This is a genomic window from Pseudomonas alloputida (genome assembly GCF_021283545.2).
In the GTDB taxonomy this organism is placed as follows: Bacteria; Pseudomonadota; Gammaproteobacteria; order Pseudomonadales; family Pseudomonadaceae; genus Aquipseudomonas; species Aquipseudomonas alloputida.
Genome location: NZ_CP128540.1, coordinates 1,592,361 through 1,617,187, shown reverse-complemented (window position 1 = coordinate 1,617,187; position 24,827 = coordinate 1,592,361). Strand labels below are relative to the sequence as shown.

At 59.6% G+C, this 24,827-nt stretch carries 24 protein-coding genes and 1 pseudogene; 8 read left to right on the top strand and 17 right to left on the bottom strand.

Translation table 11 applies throughout. The features are described from left to right. Positions 1-10 precede the first annotated feature (10 nt). Positions 11-448, bottom strand: coding sequence for a MarR family transcriptional regulator (locus tag LU682_RS07460; RefSeq protein ID WP_010955198.1), 438 nt, complete (start codon positions 446-448; stop codon positions 11-13). Positions 449-599: 151 nt separating this feature from the next. Beyond that, positions 600-2,747, bottom strand: a complete 2,148-nt coding sequence (gene recQ, locus LU682_RS07455; RefSeq protein ID WP_010955199.1) for a DNA helicase RecQ — start codon at positions 2,745-2,747, stop codon at positions 600-602. Between the two features lie 243 nt (positions 2,748-2,990). Between recQ and LU682_RS07450 the strand changes: the two genes are divergently transcribed. The 3 genes from LU682_RS07450 (at position 2,991) to LU682_RS07440 (ending at position 5,621) form a co-directional block, all read left to right on the top strand. Continuing rightward, positions 2,991-3,578, top strand: a complete 588-nt coding sequence (locus LU682_RS07450; protein WP_010955200.1) for a YecA/YgfB family protein — start codon at positions 2,991-2,993, stop codon at positions 3,576-3,578. 7 nt (positions 3,579-3,585) lie between these two features. Beyond that, on the top strand, positions 3,586-3,951 hold the full coding sequence (locus LU682_RS07445; protein WP_010955201.1) for a YbaN family protein: 366 nt from the start codon (positions 3,586-3,588) through the stop codon (positions 3,949-3,951). 311 nt (positions 3,952-4,262) lie between these two features. Continuing rightward, entirely contained in the window at positions 4,263-5,621 is a 1,359-nt protein-coding gene (locus LU682_RS07440; protein WP_010955202.1) for a TolC family outer membrane protein, read from the top strand. Positions 5,622-5,683: 62 nt separating this feature from the next. Here the strand turns inward: LU682_RS07440 and LU682_RS07435 are convergent, their stop codons facing one another. The 3 genes from LU682_RS07435 to LU682_RS07425 form a co-directional block, all read right to left on the bottom strand. After that, positions 5,684-6,283 (bottom strand): tRNA-uridine aminocarboxypropyltransferase, encoded by a 600-nt coding sequence (locus LU682_RS07435; RefSeq protein WP_010955203.1) that lies wholly within the window; start codon positions 6,281-6,283, stop codon positions 5,684-5,686. 64 nt (positions 6,284-6,347) lie between these two features. Beyond that, entirely contained in the window at positions 6,348-7,913 is a 1,566-nt protein-coding gene (locus LU682_RS07430; RefSeq protein ID WP_010955204.1) for a methyl-accepting chemotaxis protein, read from the bottom strand. Positions 7,914-8,051: 138 nt separating this feature from the next. Continuing rightward, on the bottom strand, positions 8,052-8,945 hold the full coding sequence (locus tag LU682_RS07425) for a LysR family transcriptional regulator (RefSeq protein WP_003254585.1): 894 nt from the start codon (positions 8,943-8,945) through the stop codon (positions 8,052-8,054). Between the two features lie 224 nt (positions 8,946-9,169). Here LU682_RS07425 and speB point away from each other — a divergent pair, with 224 nt between their 5' ends. Together speB and LU682_RS07415 are read left to right on the top strand one after the other, a co-directional pair. Next, positions 9,170-10,120, top strand: a complete 951-nt coding sequence (gene speB, locus LU682_RS07420; protein WP_232857065.1) for an agmatinase — start codon at positions 9,170-9,172, stop codon at positions 10,118-10,120. A gap of 132 nt (positions 10,121-10,252) precedes the next feature. Further along, complete coding sequence (locus tag LU682_RS07415) at positions 10,253-11,632, top strand: sodium:solute symporter family protein (protein ID WP_060489456.1); 1,380 nt, start codon at positions 10,253-10,255, stop codon at positions 11,630-11,632. A 126-nt stretch (positions 11,633-11,758) separates the two neighbouring features. Here LU682_RS07415 and LU682_RS07410 read toward each other — a convergent pair whose 3' ends face one another. Both LU682_RS07410 and ptrR read right to left on the bottom strand, forming a co-directional pair. Next, on the bottom strand, positions 11,759-11,887 hold the full coding sequence (locus LU682_RS07410; RefSeq protein ID WP_009683677.1) for a PA1414 family protein: 129 nt from the start codon (positions 11,885-11,887) through the stop codon (positions 11,759-11,761). Between the two features lie 124 nt (positions 11,888-12,011). After that, positions 12,012-12,905: a putrescine utilization regulator PtrR gene (ptrR, locus tag LU682_RS07405; protein WP_010955207.1), complete on the bottom strand. Its 894-nt coding sequence runs from the start codon at positions 12,903-12,905 to the stop codon at positions 12,012-12,014. Between the two features lie 104 nt (positions 12,906-13,009). Between ptrR and LU682_RS07400 the strand changes: the two genes are divergently transcribed. Then, positions 13,010-14,182, top strand: coding sequence for an MFS transporter (locus LU682_RS07400; RefSeq protein WP_010955208.1), 1,173 nt, complete (start codon positions 13,010-13,012; stop codon positions 14,180-14,182). An 18-nt stretch (positions 14,183-14,200) separates the two neighbouring features. On the opposite strand, the gene LU682_RS07395 is transcribed toward LU682_RS07400, so the two are convergent. From LU682_RS07395 to LU682_RS07380, 4 genes are all read right to left on the bottom strand, one after another. Continuing rightward, a complete protein-coding gene (locus LU682_RS07395; protein WP_010955209.1) occupies positions 14,201-15,127 on the bottom strand; it encodes a DMT family transporter in 927 nt (308 codons plus the stop codon). A 105-nt stretch (positions 15,128-15,232) separates the two neighbouring features. Continuing rightward, the gene (locus LU682_RS07390) at positions 15,233-15,628 is read right to left on the bottom strand and encodes a hypothetical protein (RefSeq protein ID WP_014590069.1); all 396 of its coding nucleotides are present in this window, start codon (positions 15,626-15,628) and stop codon (positions 15,233-15,235) included. Positions 15,629-15,704: 76 nt separating this feature from the next. Continuing rightward, positions 15,705-15,959, bottom strand: coding sequence for a BrnA antitoxin family protein (locus LU682_RS07385; protein ID WP_004576871.1), 255 nt, complete (start codon positions 15,957-15,959; stop codon positions 15,705-15,707). After that, positions 15,937-16,215, bottom strand: a complete 279-nt coding sequence (locus tag LU682_RS07380) for a BrnT family toxin (protein WP_010955211.1) — start codon at positions 16,213-16,215, stop codon at positions 15,937-15,939. The genes LU682_RS07385 and LU682_RS07380 overlap by 23 nt, the downstream gene beginning before the upstream one ends. Positions 16,216-16,430: 215 nt before the next feature. On the opposite strand from LU682_RS07380, the gene LU682_RS07375 reads away from it, so the two are divergent. Continuing rightward, positions 16,431-16,703, top strand: a complete 273-nt coding sequence (locus LU682_RS07375) for a hypothetical protein (protein WP_003254599.1) — start codon at positions 16,431-16,433, stop codon at positions 16,701-16,703. A gap of 71 nt (positions 16,704-16,774) precedes the next feature. Here LU682_RS07375 and LU682_RS07370 read toward each other — a convergent pair whose 3' ends face one another. Next, the gene (locus tag LU682_RS07370; RefSeq protein WP_012051553.1) at positions 16,775-18,136 is read right to left on the bottom strand and encodes a DEAD/DEAH box helicase; all 1,362 of its coding nucleotides are present in this window, start codon (positions 18,134-18,136) and stop codon (positions 16,775-16,777) included. A 103-nt stretch (positions 18,137-18,239) separates the two neighbouring features. On the opposite strand from LU682_RS07370, the gene LU682_RS07365 reads away from it, so the two are divergent. Continuing rightward, positions 18,240-19,541 (top strand): mechanosensitive ion channel family protein, encoded by a 1,302-nt coding sequence (locus LU682_RS07365; RefSeq protein WP_010955212.1) that lies wholly within the window; start codon positions 18,240-18,242, stop codon positions 19,539-19,541. A gap of 72 nt (positions 19,542-19,613) precedes the next feature. On the opposite strand, the gene LU682_RS07360 is transcribed toward LU682_RS07365, so the two are convergent. The 5 genes and pseudogenes from LU682_RS07360 to LU682_RS07340 form a co-directional block, all read right to left on the bottom strand. Next, positions 19,614-19,883 (bottom strand): DUF3077 domain-containing protein, encoded by a 270-nt coding sequence (locus tag LU682_RS07360; RefSeq protein WP_019471426.1) that lies wholly within the window; start codon positions 19,881-19,883, stop codon positions 19,614-19,616. A 95-nt stretch (positions 19,884-19,978) separates the two neighbouring features. Continuing rightward, positions 19,979-20,221, bottom strand: a complete 243-nt coding sequence (locus LU682_RS07355) for a hypothetical protein (RefSeq protein WP_010955213.1) — start codon at positions 20,219-20,221, stop codon at positions 19,979-19,981. 584 nt (positions 20,222-20,805) lie between these two features. After that, a pseudogene (locus LU682_RS07350) lies at positions 20,806-21,273 on the bottom strand (DUF3732 domain-containing protein); the annotation flags it as partial. Between the two features lie 82 nt (positions 21,274-21,355). Further along, positions 21,356-22,783 (bottom strand): hypothetical protein, encoded by a 1,428-nt coding sequence (locus tag LU682_RS07345; protein ID WP_060489452.1) that lies wholly within the window; start codon positions 22,781-22,783, stop codon positions 21,356-21,358. Beyond that, positions 22,780-24,477, bottom strand: a complete 1,698-nt coding sequence (locus tag LU682_RS07340; RefSeq protein WP_139139500.1) for a VPA1262 family N-terminal domain-containing protein — start codon at positions 24,475-24,477, stop codon at positions 22,780-22,782. Before LU682_RS07340 ends, LU682_RS07345 begins: the two co-directional genes overlap by 4 nt. Between the last annotated feature and the right edge of the window lie 350 nt (positions 24,478-24,827).

Below are 24,827 nucleotides of genomic sequence, written 5' to 3'. Positions count from 1 at the left end.
ATGGGTGAGCTCAGGACTTTTCGAGGTTGGCCAGGATCTTGGCATGCACGCGCATACAGACCTGCAAGTCCGCCTCGTCCACGCCGGTAAACAGCTCTACCCGCAGCTGGTTGGCGATGGTCTCGATCTGATCGATCAACGGCTTGGCCGGCGGGCACAGTACAATCTTCTTCGCCCGCCGATCCTCCAGCACCGCCTGCCGGCGCACCAGCCCTTGCGCTTCCAGGCTGTCGAGCAGACGCGCCAGGGTCGGGCCTTCGACGCCTACGCTCTGGGCCAGCTCACGCTGTGTCGGGGCTTCTTCGAAGCGGGCCAGGTGCAGCAACACCAGCCAGCGCGCCTGGGACAGGTTGAGCCCGGCCAGGCGGCGGTCCAGCTCGGCACGCCAACCTCGGGACATCTGGGCCAGTTGCATGCCAAAGCGGTGTTGGTTGTCGTTCAGGGGCATAAGGAACTCATTGGAGTAGATCTAATTATTAGGCAGCTAACCATGCCCTGCCCTACGAGGCAAGGCTCGGCCATGGTTACGCGTTCGATAATCGTCAAAAAGCATGACAAAGGTCAGCAGATGGCGCTTCTGCCTTCGATCCTGCATGCGTTTACAATTCGAATTCCGCCGCCAGTGCTGCGCGCACGCAATAGAGTACGCCCTCCGGCACCCGCGCCCCGAACTGCGGGGCAATGGCCGACACCGGTGGCAGCTCACCCTCGCCATCAAGAAAGGCGTCCTGCACCTCCATCATCAGGTCTTCCGGCAGGTCGATGGCCTGGTCCAGACTCAGCTCCTGGCGGCCCAACGCCTCGGCCAGCAGGCTATACACGTTCTTCTCGCTGCAGTTGAGCTGCCCGGCGATCTGCGCCGGGGTCATGCCGGCACGGGCCAGGCTGACCAGTTCGTGGCGCAGGTCGAGCACCACTTTCGGAGCCTCGTCGGTGCCACCGCTGTTGTTCAGCACTTCGAGGAACGCCTGGCCGTAGCGCTCCAGCTTGCGCGCCCCCACACCGCTGACCTGGGCCATGTCGCTGAGGCTGACCGGCTGGCTGCGCAGCATCTCCAGCAGTGTCGAGTCGGGGAAGATGACGTAGGGCGGCACACTGTGTTCTTCGGCCAGCTTGCGGCGCAGGGTACGCAGCGCTTCCCACAGATCGCGCTCTTCGGCACGCACCAGCTGGCTGGCCGGGCTGCCGCCGCTGGACGACGAGGTTTTGGCCGTGGTCTGCGGTTTGAGATCACGGCGCAGTTGCAAGGTCACCTCGCCGCGCAGCAGCGGCCGGCAGCTGTCGGACAGGCGCAGGCCGCCGTAGCCTTCCAGGTCGATATCGACCAGGCCGCGCGCCACCAACTGACGGAACAGTGAGCGCCACTCGACCTCGGCCAAGCCTTTGCCAACGCCGAATACCGACAGCTTCTCGTGGCCGAAATTGCGCACCTTCTCGGTGTCCTTGCCCAACAGCACATCGACCAGGTGGCCAACACCATAGCGCTGGCCGGTGCGGAACACCGCCGACAGCGCCTGGCGGGCCGGCTCGGTAGCGTCCCAGGTCTGGATGTTGTCGACACAGTTGTCGCAGTGCCCGCACGGTTGTTCGAGGATCTCGTCGAAGTACGCCAGCAGCGACTGGCGGCGGCAGCGGGTTTCTTCGCACAGCGCCAGCATGGCGTCCAGCTTGTGCTGCTCGATGCGCTTGTGGCGCTCGTCGCCTTCGGAGTTCTGCAGCATCTGCTTGAGCATCACCATGTCCTGCAGCCCGTAGGCCATCCAGGCATCGGAGGGCAGGCCGTCACGGCCGGCCCGGCCGGTTTCCTGATAGTAGGCTTCAAGCGATTTGGGCAGGTCGAGGTGAGCAACGAAGCGCACGTTGGGCTTGTCGATACCCATGCCGAAAGCAATGGTAGCGACCATGATCAGCCCTTCCTCGTTCAGGAAGCGATGCTGGTTGGCCGCCCGCGTCTCGGCGGCCAGGCCGGCGTGATACGGCAGCGCGGGGAACCCCTGACTACAGAGGAAGGCGGCGGTTTCGTCGACCTTCTTGCGCGACAGGCAGTAGACGATGCCAGCGTTGCCACGACGTTCGCCGAGGAAGGCCATCAACTGCTTGCGCGGTGCCTCCTTGGGCACGATGCGGTAAAAGATGTTGGGCCGGTCGAAACTCGACAGGAAGCGCTCGGCGCCTTGCAGGTGCAGGCGCTGAACGATCTCCTCGCGGGTTCGCATGTCGGCCGTAGCGGTAAGCGCAATGCGCGGCACATGCGGAAACAGTTCGGCCAGCTGGCCCAGCTGCAGGTACTCTGGGCGGAAATCGTGCCCCCATTGCGAAACGCAGTGGGCCTCGTCAATGGCGAACAGCGAGATGTCCAGATCGCGCAGGAAGTCGAGCATGCGCGGCTGCACCAGGCGTTCCGGCGCCAGGTACAGCATCTTGACCTCACCACGGCGCAGGCGCCCGGCCAGTTCACGCTGCTGCTCCGCCGTCAGGGTAGAGTTCAGGGCGGCCGCAGACACACCCAGCTCGTCAAGGGTGGCGACCTGGTCGTCCATCAGCGCGATCAGTGGCGATACCACCACCGTCAAGCCCGGGCGCAGCAGCCCCGGCACCTGGAAACACAGCGATTTGCCGCCACCGGTGGGCATCAGTACCAAGGCATCGCCGCCATTGGCCACGCATTCGATGATCGCTGCCTGGCGCCCACGGAAACTGTCGTAGCCGAAGATGTCCTTGAGAACGCGCTGAGCCTGTTCGAGCATGTGCAACTCCAAATCGCCGTACCATCCTGGATAAAGGCTGGACGAAAAACCCGCCCCGCACACGCCAAATGCGTAAGCGGTTTTTGCCAGGCAGCCATTGAAACCTGCCCCTGGATGAAAAATCGCGGAGTATACCGCAGCACCGTGCTGCACATGCACCGCGGCGATAGACGTTCCCTTTGCCCCGCTGCCGCTGCAAGGTGCTAGAATTCGTTATCGTTTATTCCCCAAGGTAGCCCTGTAATGTCCTTCGCCGAGCAACTGACCCGCCTGCAAGCCTTCCTCGACGCCGACGAGCTGCACGAAGAAGCGCTGGACTATGTCGCCGCACACGGCTACCTCACCGCTCTTTCGATCAACGCCGAGGACGTGCCCGAGCGCGAATGGATCGACGCCCTGTTCGCCGAGGAGCCGCACTACGCCAGCGAAGCCCAGCGCACCGAGATCGAGGCCACCCTGGTGGCGCTCAAGGCACACATTGCCCGCCAGCTGGCCAGCGACGAAGAATTCGACCTGCCCTGCGACCTCGACCTGACCGATGAGCCGGACGATTCCGACCTGCGCGGCTGGTGCATCGGCTTCATGGAAGGCGTGTTCCTGCGGGAAGAGGCGTGGTTCGAAAACGCCGAGGAAGAAGTCAGCGAAATGTTGCTGCCGATCATGGTGGGTTCGGGCTTGTTCGACGAACAACCAGAGTTCGCCGACATCGCCAGCAACGCCAACCTGCAGGATGACATGATCGTGCAAATCCCCGAGGCACTGAGCGCACTGTTCCTGCTGCTGCACGCCCCTGACGAAAAACCGGCGCTGCTCAAGCCACGCCACCACTGAGCAAGCTGTGCGCTACCTGCTGCTGGCCACTGGCTGGCTCAGCGTCGCGCTGGGGGTGCTGGGGATATTCCTGCCGGTATTGCCCACCACCCCATTCCTGCTTTTGGCGGCGGCCTGCTTTGCCCGCAGCTCGCCGCGCTTCCATCACTGGCTGGTCCATCATCCCAAGCTGGGGCCATGGATTCGTGACTACCTCAGTGGTGAAGGCATCCCCCTCAAGGGCAAGGTCTACGCCATCGGCCTGATGTGGGCCAGCATTGGCCTGTCGTGCTACCTGGTGCCGCTGTTCTGGGCGCGCACCTTCATGTTGACCAGTGCCGCATTGGTCACCCTGTACATCCTCAGCCTGAAAACCCTGCACAAGCCAAAGTGACAATATTTTGTCGCCAAATATCGCTTTCGCCTAATCAATGCCCTCTTTATCCGAATTAGTTCTGGAACTGGGCATAGCCCTTGTATCCATTGGTTTTCAAGGCATTTCCTGCGTTCATTCCGTGCCCTTGAATGCACACTTATTAGACAACAAAGATATTATATGGCAATTTGATATGAATAAATCTTCTTACCTATCGCGTTGAATGTACTTAGCTGTGTTGTTAAAAACCTGCAACACTATACGCGATAAGTTTATCGTCATTTTTTTGGCGAACAGCAGGATCAATTCCAGGATCAGGGAGATGTACCATGCGCGTTTTGAACCCCATCACCAGTGCTTTACTGTTGGCCCTGGCGAGTGCCAACGTACAGGCGATGTCGATTACCGAGGCTGTCCAAAGCGCCGTGGACTACCACCCACAAGTCAGCTCCAACCGTAACAGCAAGCTGTCGGCCGATGAAGACGTGAAGTTCGCGCGTGGTGGCTACTACCCTTCCGTGGACCTGGTTGCCGGTTATGGCCGCCAGCGCTCGGACAACGCCACTACCCGCGCCGAGGGAAACCACAACAAGGAAACCCTCAACTACACCCAGTCCGAACTGCGCCTGCGGCAGATGATCTTCGACGGCTTCAACACCTCGAATGAAGTAGGACGCACCGAGGCGGTCTCTACCTCCCGCGCCTATTACACCCAGGCCGTCGCCCAGGATGTCGCCCTGCGTGCAGTCGAGGTCTACCTGGAAGTGCTCAAACGCCGTGAACTGGTGACCCTGGCCAAGAACAACCTGCAAGCTCACCTGCGCGTCAACGATCAGATTGGCCTGCGCAACGAGCGCGGCGTCGGCAGCACCGCCGACCTCGACCAGTCCCGCGCCCGTCGCGCCCTGGCGGAAAACAACCTGGACACCGCCGAAGTCGACCTGGCCGATGCCGAGGCCAACTTCTTCAGTGTGATTGGCCGTGCCCCGGACGAGCTGGAAAGCCCGCAGAGCATCAAGGGCGAGGTGCCAGGCACCCTCGAAGAAGCCCGCGATGGCATGCGTCAGAACAACCCGTACATCAAGTCTGCCCAGGCTGACGTCAACGCCGCCGAGAAGCAGTACGAAGTGGGCAAGTCGACCTTCTACCCACGCTTCGACGCCATTCTGGCAACCGGTGCCAACAACAACACCGGCGGCGAGAAAGGCCACAACAACAACGACTGGCAAGCTGGCGTGGAGATGAACTACAACCTGTTCCGCGGTGGCAGCGACAAGGCTCGCCTACAGTCCGACGCGCACAAGATCAACCAGGCACTGGACATTCGCAACAACGCCCTGCGTGAGTTGACCGAGAACCTGAGCCTGGCGTGGAACGCCATGAACAACGCCAGCAAGCAGCTGCCGACCGCGCGTGAATACGCCGAAACCACCAAGCGTGTGCGTGCGGCCTACCAGGACCAGTTCGGCCTGGGCCAGCGCACCCTGCTGGACGTCCTCGACAGTGAGAACGAGCTGTACAACGCCGACCGCCGCTACACCGAGGTGCGTTATACTGAAGAGTTCTCGCGCTACCGCGTACTGGCGACCATGGGTGAATTGCTGAGCAAACAGCATATTTCGTTGCCACCAGAGGCGCTGGCGACCACCGAAGTCCGCACCGAGGCGCGTCTGCCTGAGATGCGTTGAGCGGGTTTTAGGTAGCGGGGCCGCTTTGTGCTGCGAATGGGCTGCAAAGCAGCCCCCAACCCTCACTCGCGGCCATGATTACGCTGAAAGGTCTCTACGCCCATGGCCCTGATCTGCCCCTCGATCAACGTCTCGAACGGCGCCAGCAGTGCATCGAAGCAGGCCGGTTGCTCCAGCGTGTTCAATGCCCCGACCACCGCCTCGATCGTCGACAACGCACCCGCCTCCGGCGCTTTGCGCAACCGATAGCGTGAAGCGGCCACCTGCCCCAGCGTCACCCGTGGCAGCCCCCCCAGCAACGGGTTCAGGTACAGCAGCTTGCGCGCCTTGCGCCAGGTGCCGTCGGGCACGATCAGCAGCAAAGGTTTGTCGCCCGCCTCGCCATAAGCTGTCAGCACCTGGGCGTCATCACCCGGGAACAGCAGCACCGGGTGGTATCCGGGGGTGGCGAGCAGGTCATGCAGGTCATCGAACACCTCTCCAATCCGCAGCTCGGCATTGTTCAGGCCAAGGGCAGCCAGGCGCGCCGTGTTCAGGGCATGGGCAGTTTCACTGGGGTGCTGCAGCAGGATCACACGGGTGCGGCTGTCGAGCGCGGGGATCAGTGGGCATAGGCAATGGTCGAGCGGGCGCTGGCAGCGCTCGCAGCGGGGTCTGGGCATGGCGGTCTCCTTGGCGGGGACAGTTTGCCACATAACCGGGGCCCGCTTTGCGGGCCCCGCGATTTCAGCGGTTGAACCTTTCCGCCAGGCTATGCAGGTACTCCGCCATGCGCTCGAGGTCCTGGCTGATTTCCGCGCCTTGCCTGGCTTGCCCGGCACTCTGGTCGCACAGCTGGGCAATTCTCACGATCTGCTGGTTGATGTCTTCAGCCACATGGCTCTGTTGCTCCGATGCCGTGGCCATCTGCTGGCTCATGCCGGTGATGCGGCTGACCGCCACGGCAATCCCGCTCAGCGCCGCCTGCACCGCCTCGACACTGTGCACACTGTCCCGGGAAATCTGCTCGCCCCGGCTGGCAGTGCTCACCGCTCGCTCCGCCCCGGCCCTCAACGAGGCGATGATATGGTGGATCTCTTCGGTCGACGCGCGGGTACGCTGCGCCAACGACCGCACCTCATCAGCCACCACGGCGAACCCGCGTCCTTGCTCACCGGCGCGCGCCGCTTCAATGGCGGCGTTAAGCGCCAGCAGGTTGGTCTGCTCGGCAATCGAAGTGATCACGTCGACCACACTACCAATCGACTGGGTCTGCTCGGCCAAGGCGTTGACTGCCTGACCAATGTCATTGACCGCATCGCTCATGCTGCCCATGTCTTTCAGGCTCTTCAGGGCCAGCTCGCTGCCCTGCTGCGCCAGCTGGTCGGCATCACTTGCCGCGTGTGCCGTACTTTGCACGTTGTGGGTGACCTGCTGGATGGTCGCCGCCATCTGCGCGATGGCCGTGGCGGACTGGTCAGTCTCGCTGCGCTGCCGGTCGAGCATCTGCGCCTGGGCATCGGACAAGTCGGAAGATTGCGCCGCCCGCGACTTTACCCCGACCCCGGCATCCACCAGGCGGGTCAGGGCCGTTTGCAGACGGGCTTCTTCGCTGATGATGGCCAGGTCGAGCTGGCCCTTCAGGCCTGGGTTGTCGCTGTAGGTCAGCGCCACCAACGGACTGGTAAAGGCCTTGGGATGCTCAGCCAACGTGCGACGAATGGCCTGGTTCTGCCGGTGCTCGACCCAGTACCAAGCCAGCAGCAGACTTGCCATCAGCACCGCGAGCGCCGCATAGGGGGGCAGCCAAAGGTAACCCGCCGCCGACAGCAGGCCGGCGCCGATCAGTGGCCAGCCATGGCCCAGGCCGTGCCCCAGGCGAGCAGCCCAGGGCACCGGGCTGCGGCCATCGCGCAAGCGCGCATACAGCGCCTCGGCCCGGCGGATCTGCTCACGCGTGGGCACCGAGCGCACCGACTCGTAGCCACTGATCCGGCCTTGTTCGTATATCGCCGTGACATAGGCGCTTACCCAATAGTAATCGCCGTTCTTCGCCCGGTTTTTGACGATGCCCATCCAGGGTTTGCCCTGCTTGATGGTTTCCCACATATGGCCAAACACCGCCGGCGGCATGTCTGGGTGGCGCACCAGGTTGTGCGGTTGGCCGACCAGCTCGTCATAGGTAAAGCCGCTGATTGCCACAAAGGCGTCGTTGCAGTAGGTGATGCGGCTGTCGAGGTCAGTCGTGGAAATAAGGCGTTGATCGCCGGGGAAGGTTCTTTCGTGCTCAGTGACGGGCAAATTCATGCGCATCTTGGGCGATCCTTGCAGGATGAAATAAGGGGAAAATCATCAGCGCAAGTTGATATGTAGCAGAGCGCTATCAGGTTAGCGGCCAGCGTTTAGCGGAATTTAACCCGCTCCCGACGGAATGCATGAATGCGTCGCATCTCAGCCCACGTTGAGCTGGCTTTTCAACAGGTCACGGAAGGTCTGGATCAACGGTTCGCGGCTGCGCCCGCGGCGAATGATCAGCGAGAACGGGGCCTGGTAACCAAAGGTCGACGGCGACAGCACGCGCAAGTCACCCTTGTCGACCCAGGCCTGGGCGTAGTGTTCAGGCAAGTAGCCGATATAGGCCCCGGAAAGGATCAGGATCAGCTGCGCCTCCATGCTTTCAACCGTCGCCGCACTGTGCTTGAAGCCATGCCGGGCCAGTTCGGCCTGGCTCCAATAACCACGGCCGACCATGCGCTGCTGGGTCACTACCTGCTCGGGAATGCGCCGCTCGGCATACAATGGGTGGCGGCTGCTGCAGTACAGCCAGTGCTGTTCGCGGTACAACGGCTGGTAGAGCAGGCCGCTCATCCGCGAAGAAAACGCGCCGATGGCCAGGTCCAGGCGGTTGTCCTGCACACCCAGTTGCAGCTCGTAGGGGCTGGACACCGATAGATGCAGGTGCACCGCCGGGTGCTCCTGGCTGTAGGCACCGATGGCTTCGGCCAACGGCAAGGCGCGATCACCGACGGTGGAGTCGATCACCCCAAGGTTGAGGGTGCCACGCAGTTCGCCCTTCAGGGCGGCGGCATACTGCTCGAAACCGTCCAGCTCGGCCAGCAGGCGCAGGGTTTCCTGATGGAACAGCTCGCCCTTGCTGGTCAGGCTGAAGCCCCCCCGACCCCGGTGGCACAACACGATACCCAAGGCGCCCTCCAGCTGGCTCATGTAGGTACTGATGGCCGAGGTCGACAGGTTCAGCTCGCGCTGGGCGTTGGCAAAGCCCTGGTGGCGCACCACGCTGATGAAGATGCGCAGCAGTTTCAGGTCGGGCAAGGTCGAGGCCATGGTGCAACGGTTCCACAAGGGTATGTGCGCGCAGTCTAACTGCTCTACCCGCCTTTAGTTCAGAAATTCCTGAACTAAGTATTTGTCGGTAGCGATTCTTCCCCGGCGCTCGCTTGAGCAGACTTGGCCGAAATGTCCCTGCCCGCCGGCAAACCACACGTGAATGGCGCGCGGCGGCACAGGTTCGAACAAACACAACAATCGACCGACTGATGAGGCCCACCGTGGACAAGACTCTCCACCAACCACTGGGCGGCAACGAAATGCCGCGTTTCGGCGGCATCGCCACCATGCTCCGCCTCCCCCACCTGCAAAGCGCGAAAGGTCTGGATGCGGCCTTCATCGGCGTCCCGCTGGATATCGGTACCTCGCTACGTTCCGGCACCCGCTTCGGCCCACGGCAGATCCGCGCCGAATCGGTGATGATCCGCCCGTACAACATGGCGACCGGTGCCGCCCCGTTCGACTCGCTGTCGGTCGCCGATATCGGCGATGTGGCAATCAACACCTTCAACCTGCTGGACGCCGTGCGCATCATCGAAGAAGCGTATGACGAGATCGTCGAGCACAACGTCATTCCCATGACCCTGGGGGGCGATCACACCATCACCCTGCCGATCCTGCGTGCGCTGCACAAGAAACACGGCAAGATCGGCCTGGTACACATCGATGCCCACGCCGACGTCAACGACCACATGTTCGGCGAGAAGATCGCCCACGGCACCACCTTCCGCCGCGCCGTGGAAGAAGGCCTGCTCGACTGCGACCGCGTGGTGCAGATCGGCCTGCGCGCCCAGGGCTACACCGCCGACGACTTCAACTGGAGCCGTCGCCAGGGCTTCCGCGTGGTCCAGGCCGAAGAGTGCTGGCACAAGTCACTGGAGCCACCGATGGCCGAAGTGCGGGAAAAGGTCGGCGGTGGCCCGGTTTACCTGTCTTTCGACATCGATGGCATCGACCCGGCCTGGGCGCCCGGTACCGGAACCCCGGAAATCGGCGGCTTGACCACCATCCAGGCGATGGAGATCATTCGCGGCTGCCACGGCCTGGACCTGATCGGCTGTGACCTTGTCGAAGTCTCCCCGCCTTACGACACCACCGGCAACACCTCGCTGCTCGGTGCCAACCTGCTGTTCGAGATGCTCTGCGTGCTACCTGGCGTGGTGCGTCGCTAATACCGCTCTACCCCGGCAGGAGCCATGAGGGAGGGCCACTGAGGCCCGCCAACACAAGAAAAGACCGCCGGGCGCCGTGCAAACGCCCGCGCGGTCGATCTCGCCATAATAAAGATAATCGGGAGACCCCCAATGGCCTTGGACATCATTGTTGTAATGATCTACACCGCTGGCATGCTAGGCCTTGGCTGGTATGGCATGCGCCGCGCGAAAACCCATGAAGACTACCTGGTAGCCGGGCGCAATCTCGGCCCGGTGCTGTACATGGGCACCATGGCCACCACCGTACTCGGTGGCGCTTCCACCGTCGGCACCGTGCGCCTGGGCTACGTCCACGGCATTTCCGGCTTCTGGCTGTGCGCAGCCCTGGGCCTGGGCATCATCGCCATCAACCTGTTCCTCGCCAAACCGCTGCTGCGCCTGCGCATCTTCACCGTGACCCAGGTACTGGAGCAACGCTACAACCCCACCGCACGCCAGGCCAGCGCCGTCATCATGCTGGCTTATGCACTGATGATCGGGGTCACCTCGACCCTGGCCATGGCCACCGTCCTGCAGGTGCTGCTGGACCTGCCGTTCTGGGCTTCTCTGATGCTCGGCGGCGGCGTGGTAGTGCTGTACTCGACCATCGGCGGCATGTGGTCGCTAACCCTGACCGATATCGTCCAGTTCGTGATCAAGACCGTCGGCCTGATGTTCATCCTGCTGCCAGTGTGCCTGTACAAGGCCGGTGGCTGGGATACCCTGGTGGCCAAATTGCCAGCGGCCAGCTTCCAGCTGACTACCATTGGCTGGGACACCATCATCACTTACTTCCTGATCTACTTCTTCGGCATCCTCATCGGCCAGGACATCTGGCAGCGGGTGTTCACCGCCCGTGACGAAAAGGTCTGTCAGCGTGCCGGTACCGCCGCTGGTGTGTATTGCGTGCTGTATGGCCTGGCCTGCGCTGCGATCGGCATGGCTGCGCATGTGCTGATGCCCGACCTGGCCAACCCGAACAACGCCTTTGCCGAGATGATCAAGACCACCCTGCCCGATGGCATCCGTGGCCTGCTGATGGCTGCGGCCCTGGCGGCCATGATGTCCACCGCCAGCGCCGGTCTGCTGGCTGCCTCGACCACCGTGACCGAAGACCTGCTGCCCAAGCTGCGTGGCGGCAAGCAGTCGAGCCTGGGTACCAGCCGCCTGTTCACCCTGCTCACCGGCCTGGTGGTGCTGGGCATCGCGCTGATGGTGAATGATGTGATCAACGCCCTGACCCTGGCTTATAACCTGCTGGTCGGCGGCATGCTGATCCCGCTGATCGGGGCGATCTTCTGGAAGCGTGCGACCACTGCAGGCGCGATTGCCAGCATGTCGCTGGGCTTTGCCACCGCCCTGCTGTTCATGTTCCTGGACGGGCTGGAGGCCAATACGCCGATCTACTACAGCCTGGCAGTAGGGCTGGTGAGCTTTGTGGGCGTGAGCCTGGTGTCGCGCAAGTCAATGGCGGCGGTGAAGCTGGCCTGACTGCTGTACCGGCCCTTTCGCTTGTAGGAGCGGGCTTGCCCGCGAAAGGGCTGGTACAGGCAATAGAAATCAGCAGACACAAAAAGGCCGCTGCACCCACTCGGGTGAAGCGGCCTTTGTCGTTAATCAGCGCCGACGCGGTTGACGTTTGCGCTGCTCTTCATCAGTCGGGATCGGCACCGGCTGCAAGGGTGGTGGGATCAGCCCCAAGGCGACAGCCAGGTCATGGAGCCAGTTTGACAGTGGTTTATTCATAATGCCCCCTTGACGGGTCAGCCTCACGGCAAATCAATCCTGCGATGTTTCATACAGATCATAGCCCGATGTCCTGTATTACGCATTCCTCTGTTCCTACAGATAAGGGCGATTTTGACTCGGATCAAGCCGTGGCAGCGCATTCCGACGACTGGTTAATCGTTTCGCTTTGTTGCAGGTCGATCCATGCCTGCAGATTAGCCCCGCGCATACCTTGGCGCCACATCAGCCAGGTGACCGCCTGATCGAAAGGTGCCTGCAGCGAGTGCACCCTCACCCGATCACGCCCAGGCAGGCTGTCGAGCATCGACTGGGCCATCATCGCCACACCCGCACCCGCGATCACACAGGCCAGCATGCTCTGGTACGACTCGATCTCCATCACCCGCCCCATTGGCGTATGGGCATGGGCATACCAGGCCTCCAGACGCATGCGGTACGAGCAGCCCTGGCGGAAGGTGAACACCGCCTTGCCCGCCACGTCCTTGGCGGTGAGTACCGCCGGGTGCTCGGGGCTGGTGATCAGTACCAGTTGCTCATCGCACAGCGGCACGCCATCCAGCCCGGCAAGGCTCGGTGGCCCGTCCACAAGAGCAGCATCCAGGGTGTGGTTCAACAGCCCTTCAAGCAACTCGCCGCTGGGTGCTGCACGCACTTGCAGGTTCACCTGCGGGTAAGACTGGTGATAGCGCGCCAGCAACGCCGGCAAGTGGGTCGCCGCCGTGCTGTACATGGTCCCCAGCACGAAGTCCCCAGCCGGCTGACCGCCACGCACGGCGCCCAGCGCTTCGTCGCGCAAGGCGGACATACGGTTGGCATAGTCCAGCAGCACCTTGCCTGCTGGCGACAGTTGCAGGCGCTGACGTTCGCGCAGGAACAGTTCAACGCCCAGCTGCTCCTCGAGTTGGCGCAGGCGCGTGGAAAGGTTTGATGGCACCCGGTGCAGGCGCTCTGCGGCGCGGGTAACCGAGCCCTCCTCGGCCACGGCCTGGAAGATACGCAGTTGGCTGAATTCCACGGCATTCTCCAAAACAGAACAACTTGATCATCATTATTCAATTTTATTGAAAAATAAACCGCCCTAACCTGCCATCTATCGCTTACCTGCGCAGGAGACCTGTCATGTCGCCACTCATTCAACTGCTCGCCAGCGCCGTGGCGCTGATGATGGCCATGGGCATCGGCCGTTTCGCCCTCACCCCGCAACTGCCGCAACTGATTGCCGAGGGCCAGTTCGACCTGACAGTCGCTGGGCTGGTCGCGGCGGCCAATTACCTGGGCTATTTCGTGGGCGCGGTGGACGCCATGTTCGCCCGCTCGCCAGGCCAGGTACGGCGACGCCTGCATGGGGGGCTGTGGCTGTGTGTGCTGCTGACCCTGGCCTCCTGGGCTGCCAACGGCTTTTGGGGCCACCTGCTGCTGCGCTTTGGCACAGGCGTAGCCAGCGCCTGGGTGCTGGTGATGATCACCAGCCTCAGCCAGCAAGTAGCCACTGCGCACAACCGCCAACGTCTGGGAGCGCTGGTATTCGCCGGGCCCGGCCTCGGTATCGCCGTGACCGGGCTACTGGCACTGGTTGCGCATGTGCTGGGGCTTGGCTCGGCAGCCCTGTGGCTGATCTATGCCGTAGCTGCGCTGGTGATGCTGCTGGCCGTGCGGCCGTGGTTGCCACGGGCATTGCAAGCGGCACCGACTCAGTCGCCAGTACGACAAGGCCCGACGCGCAATGTCGGCACTGGCCGCCTTGGGTTGGTGTATGGCCTGTATGGCATGGGCTACATCCTGCCGGCCACCTTTCTGTCACAGATGGCCAATCAGCAGTTTCGCGGGCAGTGGCTGGCTGACCTGTTCTGGCCGGCGTTTGGCCTGGCGGCGGCGTTGGGCGTCTTGCTGGTGAGCGTGCGCCGTGATGGCCGCACTTCAACCTGGTTGACCGCCACCCTGTGGTTGCAAGGGCTGGGTGTGCTGGCCTGCCTGATGGGTGGGGGTATCGGGCTGGCGCTGGGTGTTGCGCTGTGTGGCGGGCCGTTCCTGGCCTGCATGCAACTGGTCATGCAACGCTCGCGCGAGTTGGCGCCACAGGCCACACAGCGCAATGCCGGGCTGCTGACCGCATGCTTTGCCTTGGGGCAGTTGAGTGGGCCGCTGCTGGCGGCGCTCAGCAGCCACTACAGCGGTGGGCTGCAACCCGCATTGATGCTGGCGGCGGGCGGGTTGGTGGTGGCTGGCGGGTTGGTTCAGTTGCCGGGTGATGCACAACAAGGAAGCGCCTGTCAGGCCAAGGTTGCATCCTGAGCCGGTACAGGCAACCCATCACCCTACCAACCGCCGCAATTGTTGTTTAACCCAAGGCTCGGCACTGACCAGGATCACACCCAACAACACCATCAACGCCCCCACCACGAAATTCGCACTGAGCGGCTCATCCAGCAGCAAAACGCCAAAGGTCACCCCAAACAACGGGGTAATGAAGGAAAACACCGCGAGGTTCGACGCCAGGTATTTGCGCAGCAACCAGAACCAGGTGAGGTAGCTGATGAACGACACCACAATCCCCTGGAACAATACACTGCCCATCGCCAGCGGCGTCAGCGACACCGCGCCGATCTGCCCGCTGAGCAGAGCGATCAGCAACAGCCCGGCAAAACCGACCGCCAGCTGATAGAACAGGGTCAAGGTCGCTGGCGCCTCCGACAACCGCGAGCAGCGCACCACCACCGTGGTCGCACCCCAGGCCAGCCCGGCGATCACGCCAAAGGCATCACCCAGCAAGGTGCGGCCGTCCATGTGCTCGAACGAAGAGCCACCGGCAAAGGCCATGGCAATGCCGCCGAAGGCCAGCAGAATGCCCAGCCACTGCAGCAGCCGCAAGCGTTCACTGGGTAGACGAAAATGCAGGCCCAAGGCGGTAAATACCGGCGCGGTATAGAGGAATACCGACATGTGCGCCGCCGAGGTCAGTTTCAGCCCTTCGGCAATGAACAGAAACTCCACCCCGAACAGCCCGCCCGCCACCAGCCCTGCGCGCCAGGTGCTGCCGACCTGCTCCCAGCCACCCCGCCAGCACAGCATCAGGCCTACCAGCACAGCGGCAATGCCATTGCGCAGTGCTGCTTGCATCACCGGCGCGATGTCGACGGCGGCGGTCTTGATCAGTACCTGCTGGCAGCCCCAGATCAGGCAAAGGCCCAGCATTACCTGGAAGGCAAAGGCGTCTGGGTTCTTGCGGACCGCGCTCATAAGCGGGCCTCTGGGGTGATCGTAGGCATAAGCAAGGCTCGGCAGCGTTCAGAAGCTACCGATTATCGGGTTTTGAACGCTGCACTTGCCAGCCTTAAAACGACCTCAAGCAATCTGTGCCTTCGCAGAAACCCGTTCGAACGTCGTTTCGTCCAGCGCATCCTCTTGCTCATCCAGCACCTGGCGCGGGTGCTCGAAGCCGGGGATGCTGCTGTCGATCAGGCTCATCAAGCGCGAGCCGCGTTCGGTCAGGACGAAGTTTTCGCCATTGCCGCCGTCCTCTTCAGGTCGGCATTCAATGAATCCGCGCTCGAATAGCAGCTTTTCATACTCGCATGCACGGGTTTTCAGGTGATCCACGTCACCCACCGGCTCACCCTTGGCGGCCAGTGCAGCAGCATGCTGCTCGGCATAGGGGCGGGGCGTGAAGCTGTGACCGGCGCCGTTCTGCACTTCGTGCAGCAAGCGTTCGATCAGGTCCCAGTCGTAGGCGATGCTCATGGCTACGGGCTCCTGCTGTGGACGAAAGGGGTACACAGGTTGGGACCTGCCAAGGTTGCCAAGCGTTCCGAAGCGCTTAGCGCTGGCGTTGTTGCGCTTGCATGTACTGGCGCAGCAACTGATTGATGCGGGTCTGGTAGCCGCTGCCCTGTTCCTTGAACCAGGCGAGGACATCTGAGTCCAGTCGAATGGTCACCGTCTGCTTGGCGGGAACGCGCAGCTCGGCCTGGCGGAAAAAGTCCTGGTCCAGTTCAGGGATATCTGATGTGTCGATATCCTTGTCGTCCTGTCGGGCCAGGCGGCTCCAGTCAGTTCTCGATGATTTGGTCATAGTACCTGGCCTCCCGTTTGGTGGCTTTTCTTGCAGAAATGATGCGTATCACCTCACCCCGCCTCTCCGTGTACACGACGACACCTATCAGCGCCTTTAGCCATCCTAGGCTGACCCAACGTTCTTCAGCACATTCCACATCCTCATCACGCCGGATCAGCATGGGATGGTTGAACATGTCAGGAACGTCGGCAAAGTCGATGCCGTGCTTGCGGATATTGCTCTGGTTTTTCCCTTCGTCCCATTCAAAGAACATGGGACGGCCTGTATTTACAGCTGTACATACAATACCCCCTCTTTTCCTTCGAGACTAGAGCGATGTAGCGTGCTGCTCAACAGCGCTGGAGGGACACGGGAGCGTTTCAGAAACGGACTACCACCACCAAAGAAATCTTCCATCGGTCGCAAGCCCTGAACTTCCCTGCGCCCACAGCCCTCCACCGGGCATCACCACCGCCGGAGGTTGGAAGGATGAAACCGCTACTGCCCATAGCCTGTGCCGCTGCCCTGCTCTGCGCCCTGCCCGCTTGGGCCTGCACACCTGAAGAAGCAACGCAGAAACGTGAAGAGCTGGCCGGGCTGGTTACTCAGTTGACCGAGCAGAACCCGCAAAAGGCCAAGGAGATCAATGATGAGCTTCAGGGGATGGATCTGGGGACGGCGAGCAAGGACTTGCCCGATAAGTGTCAGCTGATCGACCAGCGGATCAAGGAGTTGAAACAGGCAGAGAAAAAAGCGGAGTGATCGTTCGTCGCCTGCGCACGCCCTTCGCAGATGCGAACTTGCGTCGCTTCTGCAAAGGGCCGGCGTGAGTCTTATTCAGCAGCAGGCTTGCGCTTCTTCAGCGGTGCCAGGCCATCTGCACTGGCCAGAGGCGCATTGGCTTTCGGCTTGGCAGTAGGCTTGCGCTTGGCGGCAGCTTTCTTGTCGCCGGTCTTCTTCTCGACCTTTTTCTTCTTGCTACCGGCCGCCTTGCCCGAGGCCTTGACCTTCTTCGGCCCGTTGTAGGTGCCCTTCACTTCCTTGATGACCCGGCGCTCGAACTGCTGCTTGAGGTAGCGCTCGATGCTCGACATCAGGTTCCAGTCGTTGTGGGTGATCAACGAGATCGCCAGGCCTTCGCCACCGGCACGGCCGGTACGGCCCACACGGTGTACGTACTCGTCACCGCTACGTGGCATGTCGAAGTTGATCACCAGGTCCAGGCCGTCGATATCCAGGCCACGGGCTGCCACGTCGGTCGCCACCAGCACTTTGGAGCTGCCCTGCTTGAAGCGCTCGATGGCCAGCTTGCGGTCCTTCTGGTCCTTTTCGCCATGCAGCACGAAAGCCTTCACGTCCTTGGCCACCAGGTGACCGTAGATGCGGTCGGCCATGGCGCGGGTGTTGGTGAAGATGATCGCCTTGTCGAAGGTTTCGTTGGCCAGCAACCACTGCGCGATCTGCTCTTTATGCTGGTCGTGGTCGGCGGTAATGATCTGCTGGCGGGTGCCTTCAGCCAGTTGCGAGACACTGTTGAGCATCAGGTGTTCAGGGTCTTTCAGCACCTTGCCGATGATGTCGCGCAGGGCCGCGCCACCGGTGGTAGCCGAGAACAGCAAGGTCTGCTCGCGGTTTTCGCACTCTTTGCACAGGCGCTCCATGTCTTCGGCAAAGCCCATGTCGAGCATGCGGTCGGCTTCGTCCAGGATCAGGACCTGCACGTGGGACAGGTCGAGGTTGCCGGCATTGAGCTGCTCGAGCAGGCGACCCGGGGTGCCGATCAGCACGTCAGGCACCTTGCGCAGCATGGCGGCCTGTTCCTTGAAGTCTTCGCCGCCAGTCACCAGGCCCGACTTGATGTAGGTGAACTGCGAGAACAGCTGCACCTGCTTGAGGGTCTGCTGGGCCAGTTCACGGGTCGGCAGCAGGATCAACGCGCGAATCTCGACACGCGGACCGCTGAGGTCGACCAGACGGTTGAGCAGTGGCAGTACGAAGGCCGCCGTCTTGCCGCTGCCGGTCTGCGCAGTCACACGCAGATCCCGCCCTTGCAGGGCCAGGGGGATGGCCGCGGCCTGCACCGGGGTTGGCTCGACAAATTTAAGCTCGGCCACGGCTTTAAGCAGGCGTTCATGCAGGGCGAATTGGGAGAACACGGAGGTAACCTCAGACAAGTGCGGGAAATTCAGTTGCATAGGGTAACGTTTTCTGCAGCCTTAGCCGAATTTCTTTTGGCAACTTTGTCGCTATCCGCGCTCTAATACGGCTTCGTTTCGCAACAAGACTGTACGCAAGCCCATGGATATCCAACGAATCTGGCGTGACTCCCTCGACCTGTGGGGCACCCTCGACCAACATCCCATGCTGCACGCCGCCATCGGTCTGGCGGTACTGCTGCTCATCTCCCTGGTAGTCGGCCGCCTGGCGCGCTTCCTGATACTGCACGGCGCGCGCCTGCTGGCCCGCCAGCCTGCACTGAAGTGGCTGGACGACCTGCGCCACAACAAGGTGTTCCACCGCCTGGCACAAACGACCCCGTCCCTGGTGCTGCAGTTCGGCCTGAAGCTGGTGCCTGAGCTGTCCGACACCGCTCAGCACTTCCTCGGCAATGTCGCCCTGGCCTTTACCCTGTTGTTCATGACCATGGCGCTGTCATGCCTGCTGGATGCCCTGCTCGACATCTATGCCCGCACCGAACACGCCCGCACCCGCTCGATCAAGGGCTACGTGCAACTGGCCAAGATGATGTTGTGGATCTTCGCCTCGATCATCATCGTCGCCACCCTGATCGACCGCTCGCCGCTGTTGCTGCTGTCCGGTCTGGGTGCGATGTCGGCGGTATTGCTGTTGGTGTACAAGGACACCCTGCTGTCATTCGTCGCCAGCGTGCAACTGACCAGCAACGACATGCTGCATGTCGGGGACTGGATCGAAATGCCGCAGGTAGGCGCCGATGGCGACGTGGTGGACATCACCTTGCACACGGTGAAAGTACAGAACTTCGACAAGACCATCGTGTCCATCCCCACCTGGCGCCTGATGAGCGAGTCATTCCGCAATTACCGCGGCATGCAGCAGTCCGGTGGCCGGCGCATCAAGCGCAGCCTGTTCATCGACGCCGCCGGCGTGCGCTTCCTCACCCGCGAAGAAGAACAGCGCCTGAGCCAGGTGCAGCTACTGAGTGACTACCTGGCGGGCAAGCGCCAGGAACTGCAAAACTGGAACGAGGCGCTGGGGCCGGTGGCGGACCTGTCGGCCAACCGCCGCAAGCTGACCAACATCGGCACCTTCCGCGCGTTTGCCCTGGCCTATCTGAAGAACCATCCCAACGTGCACCCCAACATGACCTGCATGGTGCGGCAGATGCAGACCACCGCCGAAGGCGTGCCGCTGGAGATCTACTGCTTCACCACCACCACGGTGTGGGCGGATTACGAGCGCATCCAGGGGGATATCTTCGACTACCTGCTGGCGGTGTTGCCGGAGTTCGGCTTGAGCCTGTATCAGCAGCCGAGTGGCAATGACATGCGCGTGGGGTTGGCCGGGCGTACGGCGGCGGAGCCGATGCCGCGACACCTTGAAGAAATGAGCGAGGCCTGAGATTGCCGGGGCTGCCTTGCAGCCCCTTACGAGCCAAGGCCGCTCTGCAAAGGAGCGGCGGGATGATGGTGTTTAAGGGGTTTTCATCATGCCCAATTCAGCATCATCCATCAGCGCCTTGGCCAAGGCACAGAGGTAGTGCGAAGCCCAGATTAGCTGAGGTTTGTCTTCCATCAATCCGTCCAGGGTCATGTCACGTGCGTAGCCCATCAACTCCGAAGCTTGTTCGCGGGCGCTCTGGCAAGGGATGCCGGCCTCGATGCGGAACAGTGGATGGGTCTGGTTTTCACCTTGATAGAAGGTGGTTTTGCCGACGGTGAATTTGGTTTCTTCTGTAGACACTGCTCATTATCTCCCCGAAATCTTTATTGCCTGGGCTGGCCCAATCGCCGGCAAGCCGGGCACCTTCAGGGGCCCCCAGGCGAGTCATGATGCGGTTAATGCAACGGCTGAGAGTCCGCTGGCTTTTGGACTTGAGCCAGCGCCGATTCGAGCAACTTGCGGAGGGTCTCCAGCTCGTGCATTGAGGCCATCATCAACACCGAGACGGGTGATCTCGGCTGCATCAAAACGGCTTGCTGAGCAACGGCTTCCGCGCACAGTGCGTAGTCCGCTGCCATCAGCAGTGTGTCTTCAAGGGAGTGAAGATTGTAAGGTGGATCGGGGACTATTTTCAGCATGGTGTAACCCTCAATTTGTGGTTGGGACTACCGCCATTCGCTGTCAAACAAAGGGTGGCAGCTGTGCACGGGTTGACAGACCGGTCAAATTGAGAAACCCGGCGCACCCGAAGGCGCCCCACGCACAGCCACCATTGAAGGTACAGCTATGGATTGCAATTTGAGTCGGCCTGTCAAAGCCGGTCGTTGAATGGCAACGACCAAGCGAGACTAGTGGCCAACTCGGAACTGCACAATGGGCGACAGTATCTTTGGGAAATGTCCTACAAGAAAGGGGCAAAATCTGATTTTTTTAGCCGTTAGGCGTAACGGCATGTAACGCGCACACACCGTGAGTAAAGTGTTTTTCTGCGTGGAGGCACGCCTGGCGGTGCATAGCGCATAACGCTCAATCAAGGGCACTCGCCTTGTAACTATGCGCGCGTCTTGAGTCGCTGTGCATTCTGAATGACCACGAGCAATCAGACGCATAATACATAATGTGTCCACGCCGCCCGCCATATCTTGGCTTCAACTTCAGTGTCCAAGCCAATCCTCATCCAAGTTCCAACCAGGAGGCTATCCCCCCCTGGTTGGAACTTCAGTTACTCGGCAATCAGACCGCGCGTTCTCCACCGAGCGCGGACGAAGTCCTCGAAGACATAGTTGCCCTGCAACGGCAGGCCATCCGCGTGATCGCAGACAATGATTTGCGGCTTGACGCCGGTTTCCTTGAACGTCGTGTCGCAAAACTTGGCCAGGGTAGTGAACATCTTCGAAACCGCGTCCACGTCTTCGTCGACCGTCTTGGTAGTCTTCCGATCCCCACGTAGCTCGTCGGCTTTGAAGGCTTCAGCGTTGTCAGTAGAAGGGAAGTAGACCTGGGTCGGCTGATCCAAGAAAAGGATCGGCGGCACCTTACACTTGGGATGTGCGGCGAACTGGTAATGCAGTGCCATGAAGAGCGTCAGGTGGGAGTACAGCCAGTTGGCACCGCTGCCCATCGAGCGCAGAAACACCTTTTTCACATGTCCCCCAGCAATGGGCTTCTCATGCCAAAGATCGAAGGTATCCCCTTTTCAATTTGGACGCCATGGCCTGCTTCAAGCAAAACCCTATGAGGGTTCAAAAATACTCAGGCCACTGAAAAATGCATTAAATGGTCAGAAACGTAGGATTATCAAAGTCTGTGTCGTACCGCAGACTCCGGTAGAGTGAACCATCCTCCCATGGTGGAGTGGAAAACGAGTCCCCTATGTGCCAGTCAATTTGACTAGAACATGCTAATTCGGCTTGTGCGAGAGGCTGATAGGTAGAGGCCAGCTTAAATCGTTCAGTCATCGCTGAGCTAGTACTTGGATGCCAGGACTGATCAAGCAAGACAGCTCGACTTCTTAGCTGTTCAATTAGTTCGTGACGCTGCTTCGCATCAAGACACTCTACAAAGTAACCTATTACTGCGTAATCAAGAGAGCTTGATGAAACCGAAAACAGATGCTTAGACTTACCTTTAGCATCGAAATCCCAATCTTTCCACTTATTGAAAGATGCCTGCCATAACCGCTTTCGCTCCTTTAGGGCCGCCCTCTCTCTAAAGACCGATAGCGCCGATGCTACCGGCTTCCTAGCCATATCAGGCGTAATCATAGAAATCGAGCTAACATATATATCGAGCGCCCAGCCCTCAGCCTGCGCTAGCGCACTTCCTAATGCCTTTTGAATTTGAGGGTAGCGAGACGGATACTCATTTATAACCGATAACCACCGAGGCCACTCTGTTGGGCTTTTTGAAGCTTCCCGCAACAATACCTCCCATTCGTTAGGGGAGGACGGTATATTTCGACTAGCATGCGTAACAGAACGATGAAAAGCCCAAAATTTGAATGTCCAGTTCTGGCTCGCCACTGCCAACGGCATGATTTTTTCAATAGGGGCGTGACGCGTGTAGGACGCCAATTCAAAAAAATCTTTTTCACCTTCGATGAGGCTCTGCAGGAGGGGTACATTATACCGGTGCAGTGCAGCTGCTGCCTGGAGCTTTATTGGTGAGCGATAGTCCATCCAAAACTGGTCGATTACCCATTCTACCGACTTCCAATCCTTATTGGCAATATCCTCCTTAATCTCACGAACATGGCTATCACTACAATAATACCTACTAATGACTCGCTCACTATCGACATGACTTTCCTTGATCAAGCTGGCAAGAGCAGCAATAACTCGCTCAGGAAGAACGGGATTTATCCTGTAAATCTCGCCCCATAGTTGATCATCGCAATCAAGAGCCGCCGCAACTGCTAGTAATTTTGCTAGATCTGCCTCAGGCCTTATCAAACCACAGGGGAAATCGAAAATCTCACGCACAAGCCAGCAGAATAAATGATCAAACTTTTCAGACTCACCACCCTCGAAGTACTCTCTGCCATTCCACAAAAAAGGGAACTCACCAACTAGACTATCAAGCACCAATTCAAATGCAGCCTCTCCATATTCAAGAAGGGAGAAACCAAGCGCTTCAGGTTGCAGAGGTTCAGCACCAGTAATTCTATCCGCGATGCCAACTAAAGCGTCCTTCTGCTTCATGAGTACTTCCATATCAGGTGTTCAGGTTTAGCACTTTGATTCCAAAAGCTTTGGAAAGCCTGGAGTACGGGCTCAGGATAGGTCACCTCCTGAACAATACAATGCTGCGCACCAATGTGATTTATCGATGCACCAAGAGACCATACTCGTGTGCGGCCTCGGCCTAACCCTGGAAAAATTAGAAACCTATCATGAAAGCTTCTCTGAATACCCCAGCTCATGCGAAATTCAAGCTTCATACATGGCGAGCCCGTAAAAGCTTGATTCAGTAATTCTTGCTGAGCAGTTATCCATTTCACGCGATCTGTCGCGCCAGCTGGGTCGGCCTCAGTTAACTCGTCGTCCGCATCATCTGAGCAGTCCGGACGCATCTTTGATGGTTTAACAGACGTTAACCCCCAGAGCTGAGTCCCCGCGTCAGTACAAAAAGCAAGAGTGTTGAGAATGTCATTTGCCGACAAGTATGGATCCCATAGGTAGACTGCCCCTTGGCTGACTGAGCGGATCAGTACGCGCAAGTCATCCAACGCTCGAACCCTCTCATCTTGCCTATTACTTCCTTCAAGGCCATATTGCAAGAATTTACGAGACACAACAAACTGCTTCATCTTTGCTTTCAGCTGCCTTATCGCTTTCCAATCAACGTCCTCAGGGTGTCGTGGTTGCCGATGGTTTCGCCATCCCCCTGAGGGTTCCATCAGCGCGATTTCGTGTATTTCGACGTCTCCGTTAGGGCTAGTTACTCTGAATCGCCTTGGCGCCTCCATTCCACTACTAGTTTCTGAAGAAAAACGCCACTTCCCTCCTTGTGCAAACGTAGTTGACGCAGCAAGGAGGACGCCGTTTTCCACATCCCAGACCGAAAACTGTAAATCCCCGGACGCTTGCGGTATATCTATCTTCGTTACACCCTCGCTCAAATCAAAGCGAGTAAGGCAAGAAATTATACCGTCATGCTCAATACGATACTCCCCAACTATAGCTCGTGGGGAAACGACAGGACTCCAAGCCAAGCATATCTCAAGCGGCATGTTTGGGCGCCGACGAAACTCGGCAAGCAATGCATTGGCAGGAATTTGGAACAGCACATCGCCTATGCGATCAGGGACAATTGCAAGGTTCAGCGGAAGCATCGTCACGAGCCACTCAGATAGCTCTTCGAAAAGAGCCTCTTTACGAACTAAATCCACCAATCTTGACTTACCCTCATCCTTGAGCTCAACAAGGTATGACCCAGACCAATAGTTATTCTTTAAAACGGCGTTAAGTGGCACCTCAATCCGCGAGTTCGGAGGGCAAAACACTGGTGGAGCAGCTACTAAACTTCCAACCTCAAGAGCAGGCTGCCCTGGTGGCGCCCAAGTCCCACTACGACCATAAGAGCAGAGACTCGCCATAAGCTCGCCGATATCCACGGGACGTTTTGAAACTCTAAAACTCCACCCATCAAAGCCCTTTAGCTTTTTTGATTTTGCATCTATAAAAGGCGACTTCGGTGAGATTGGCTTTTCGCCCTGTTCCGCCACATAAATTGAGAAGATATTTCGTACAACTTTCTTACCATCCGAATCGGTACCAAAAGCGATGACTTCAACTGCTTCAAACCATGTAAACTGCCCCAGCACGCCCGGAGTAATTAAATAATTTAATGCACCAACTGCTTCTTTAATGTTCTGCGACCTAGCTTGAGTCATTATCCCCCCAAAATATTTTGCCTTAGTCGCGACTACCGTCCCCCTGCCCCAGCTCGATTTGGCCGATCACCGTGTCATGTGACAGGTGGCCGAAATCCTGGCAGTGTCGAACTAGCCTCTTACTGGAAAGAAACCACATTCGACGTCAACGAAATGAAAAGCGTATCGCCGCTTACGTCCCAGCTTCTGTTCCTGCTCACTCATGCATGGGTACCTCAGCTATTGAAATTTTGTTCGGCAGCCCGACTCATCAAATCTCAGACTCGACGAAGCCTCCCGGATTGATGCTTCGGGATATTGTCGGTGTGTTCGGTGGCGCAACTGATCCATGTCATGCTCCTACCGCCCTC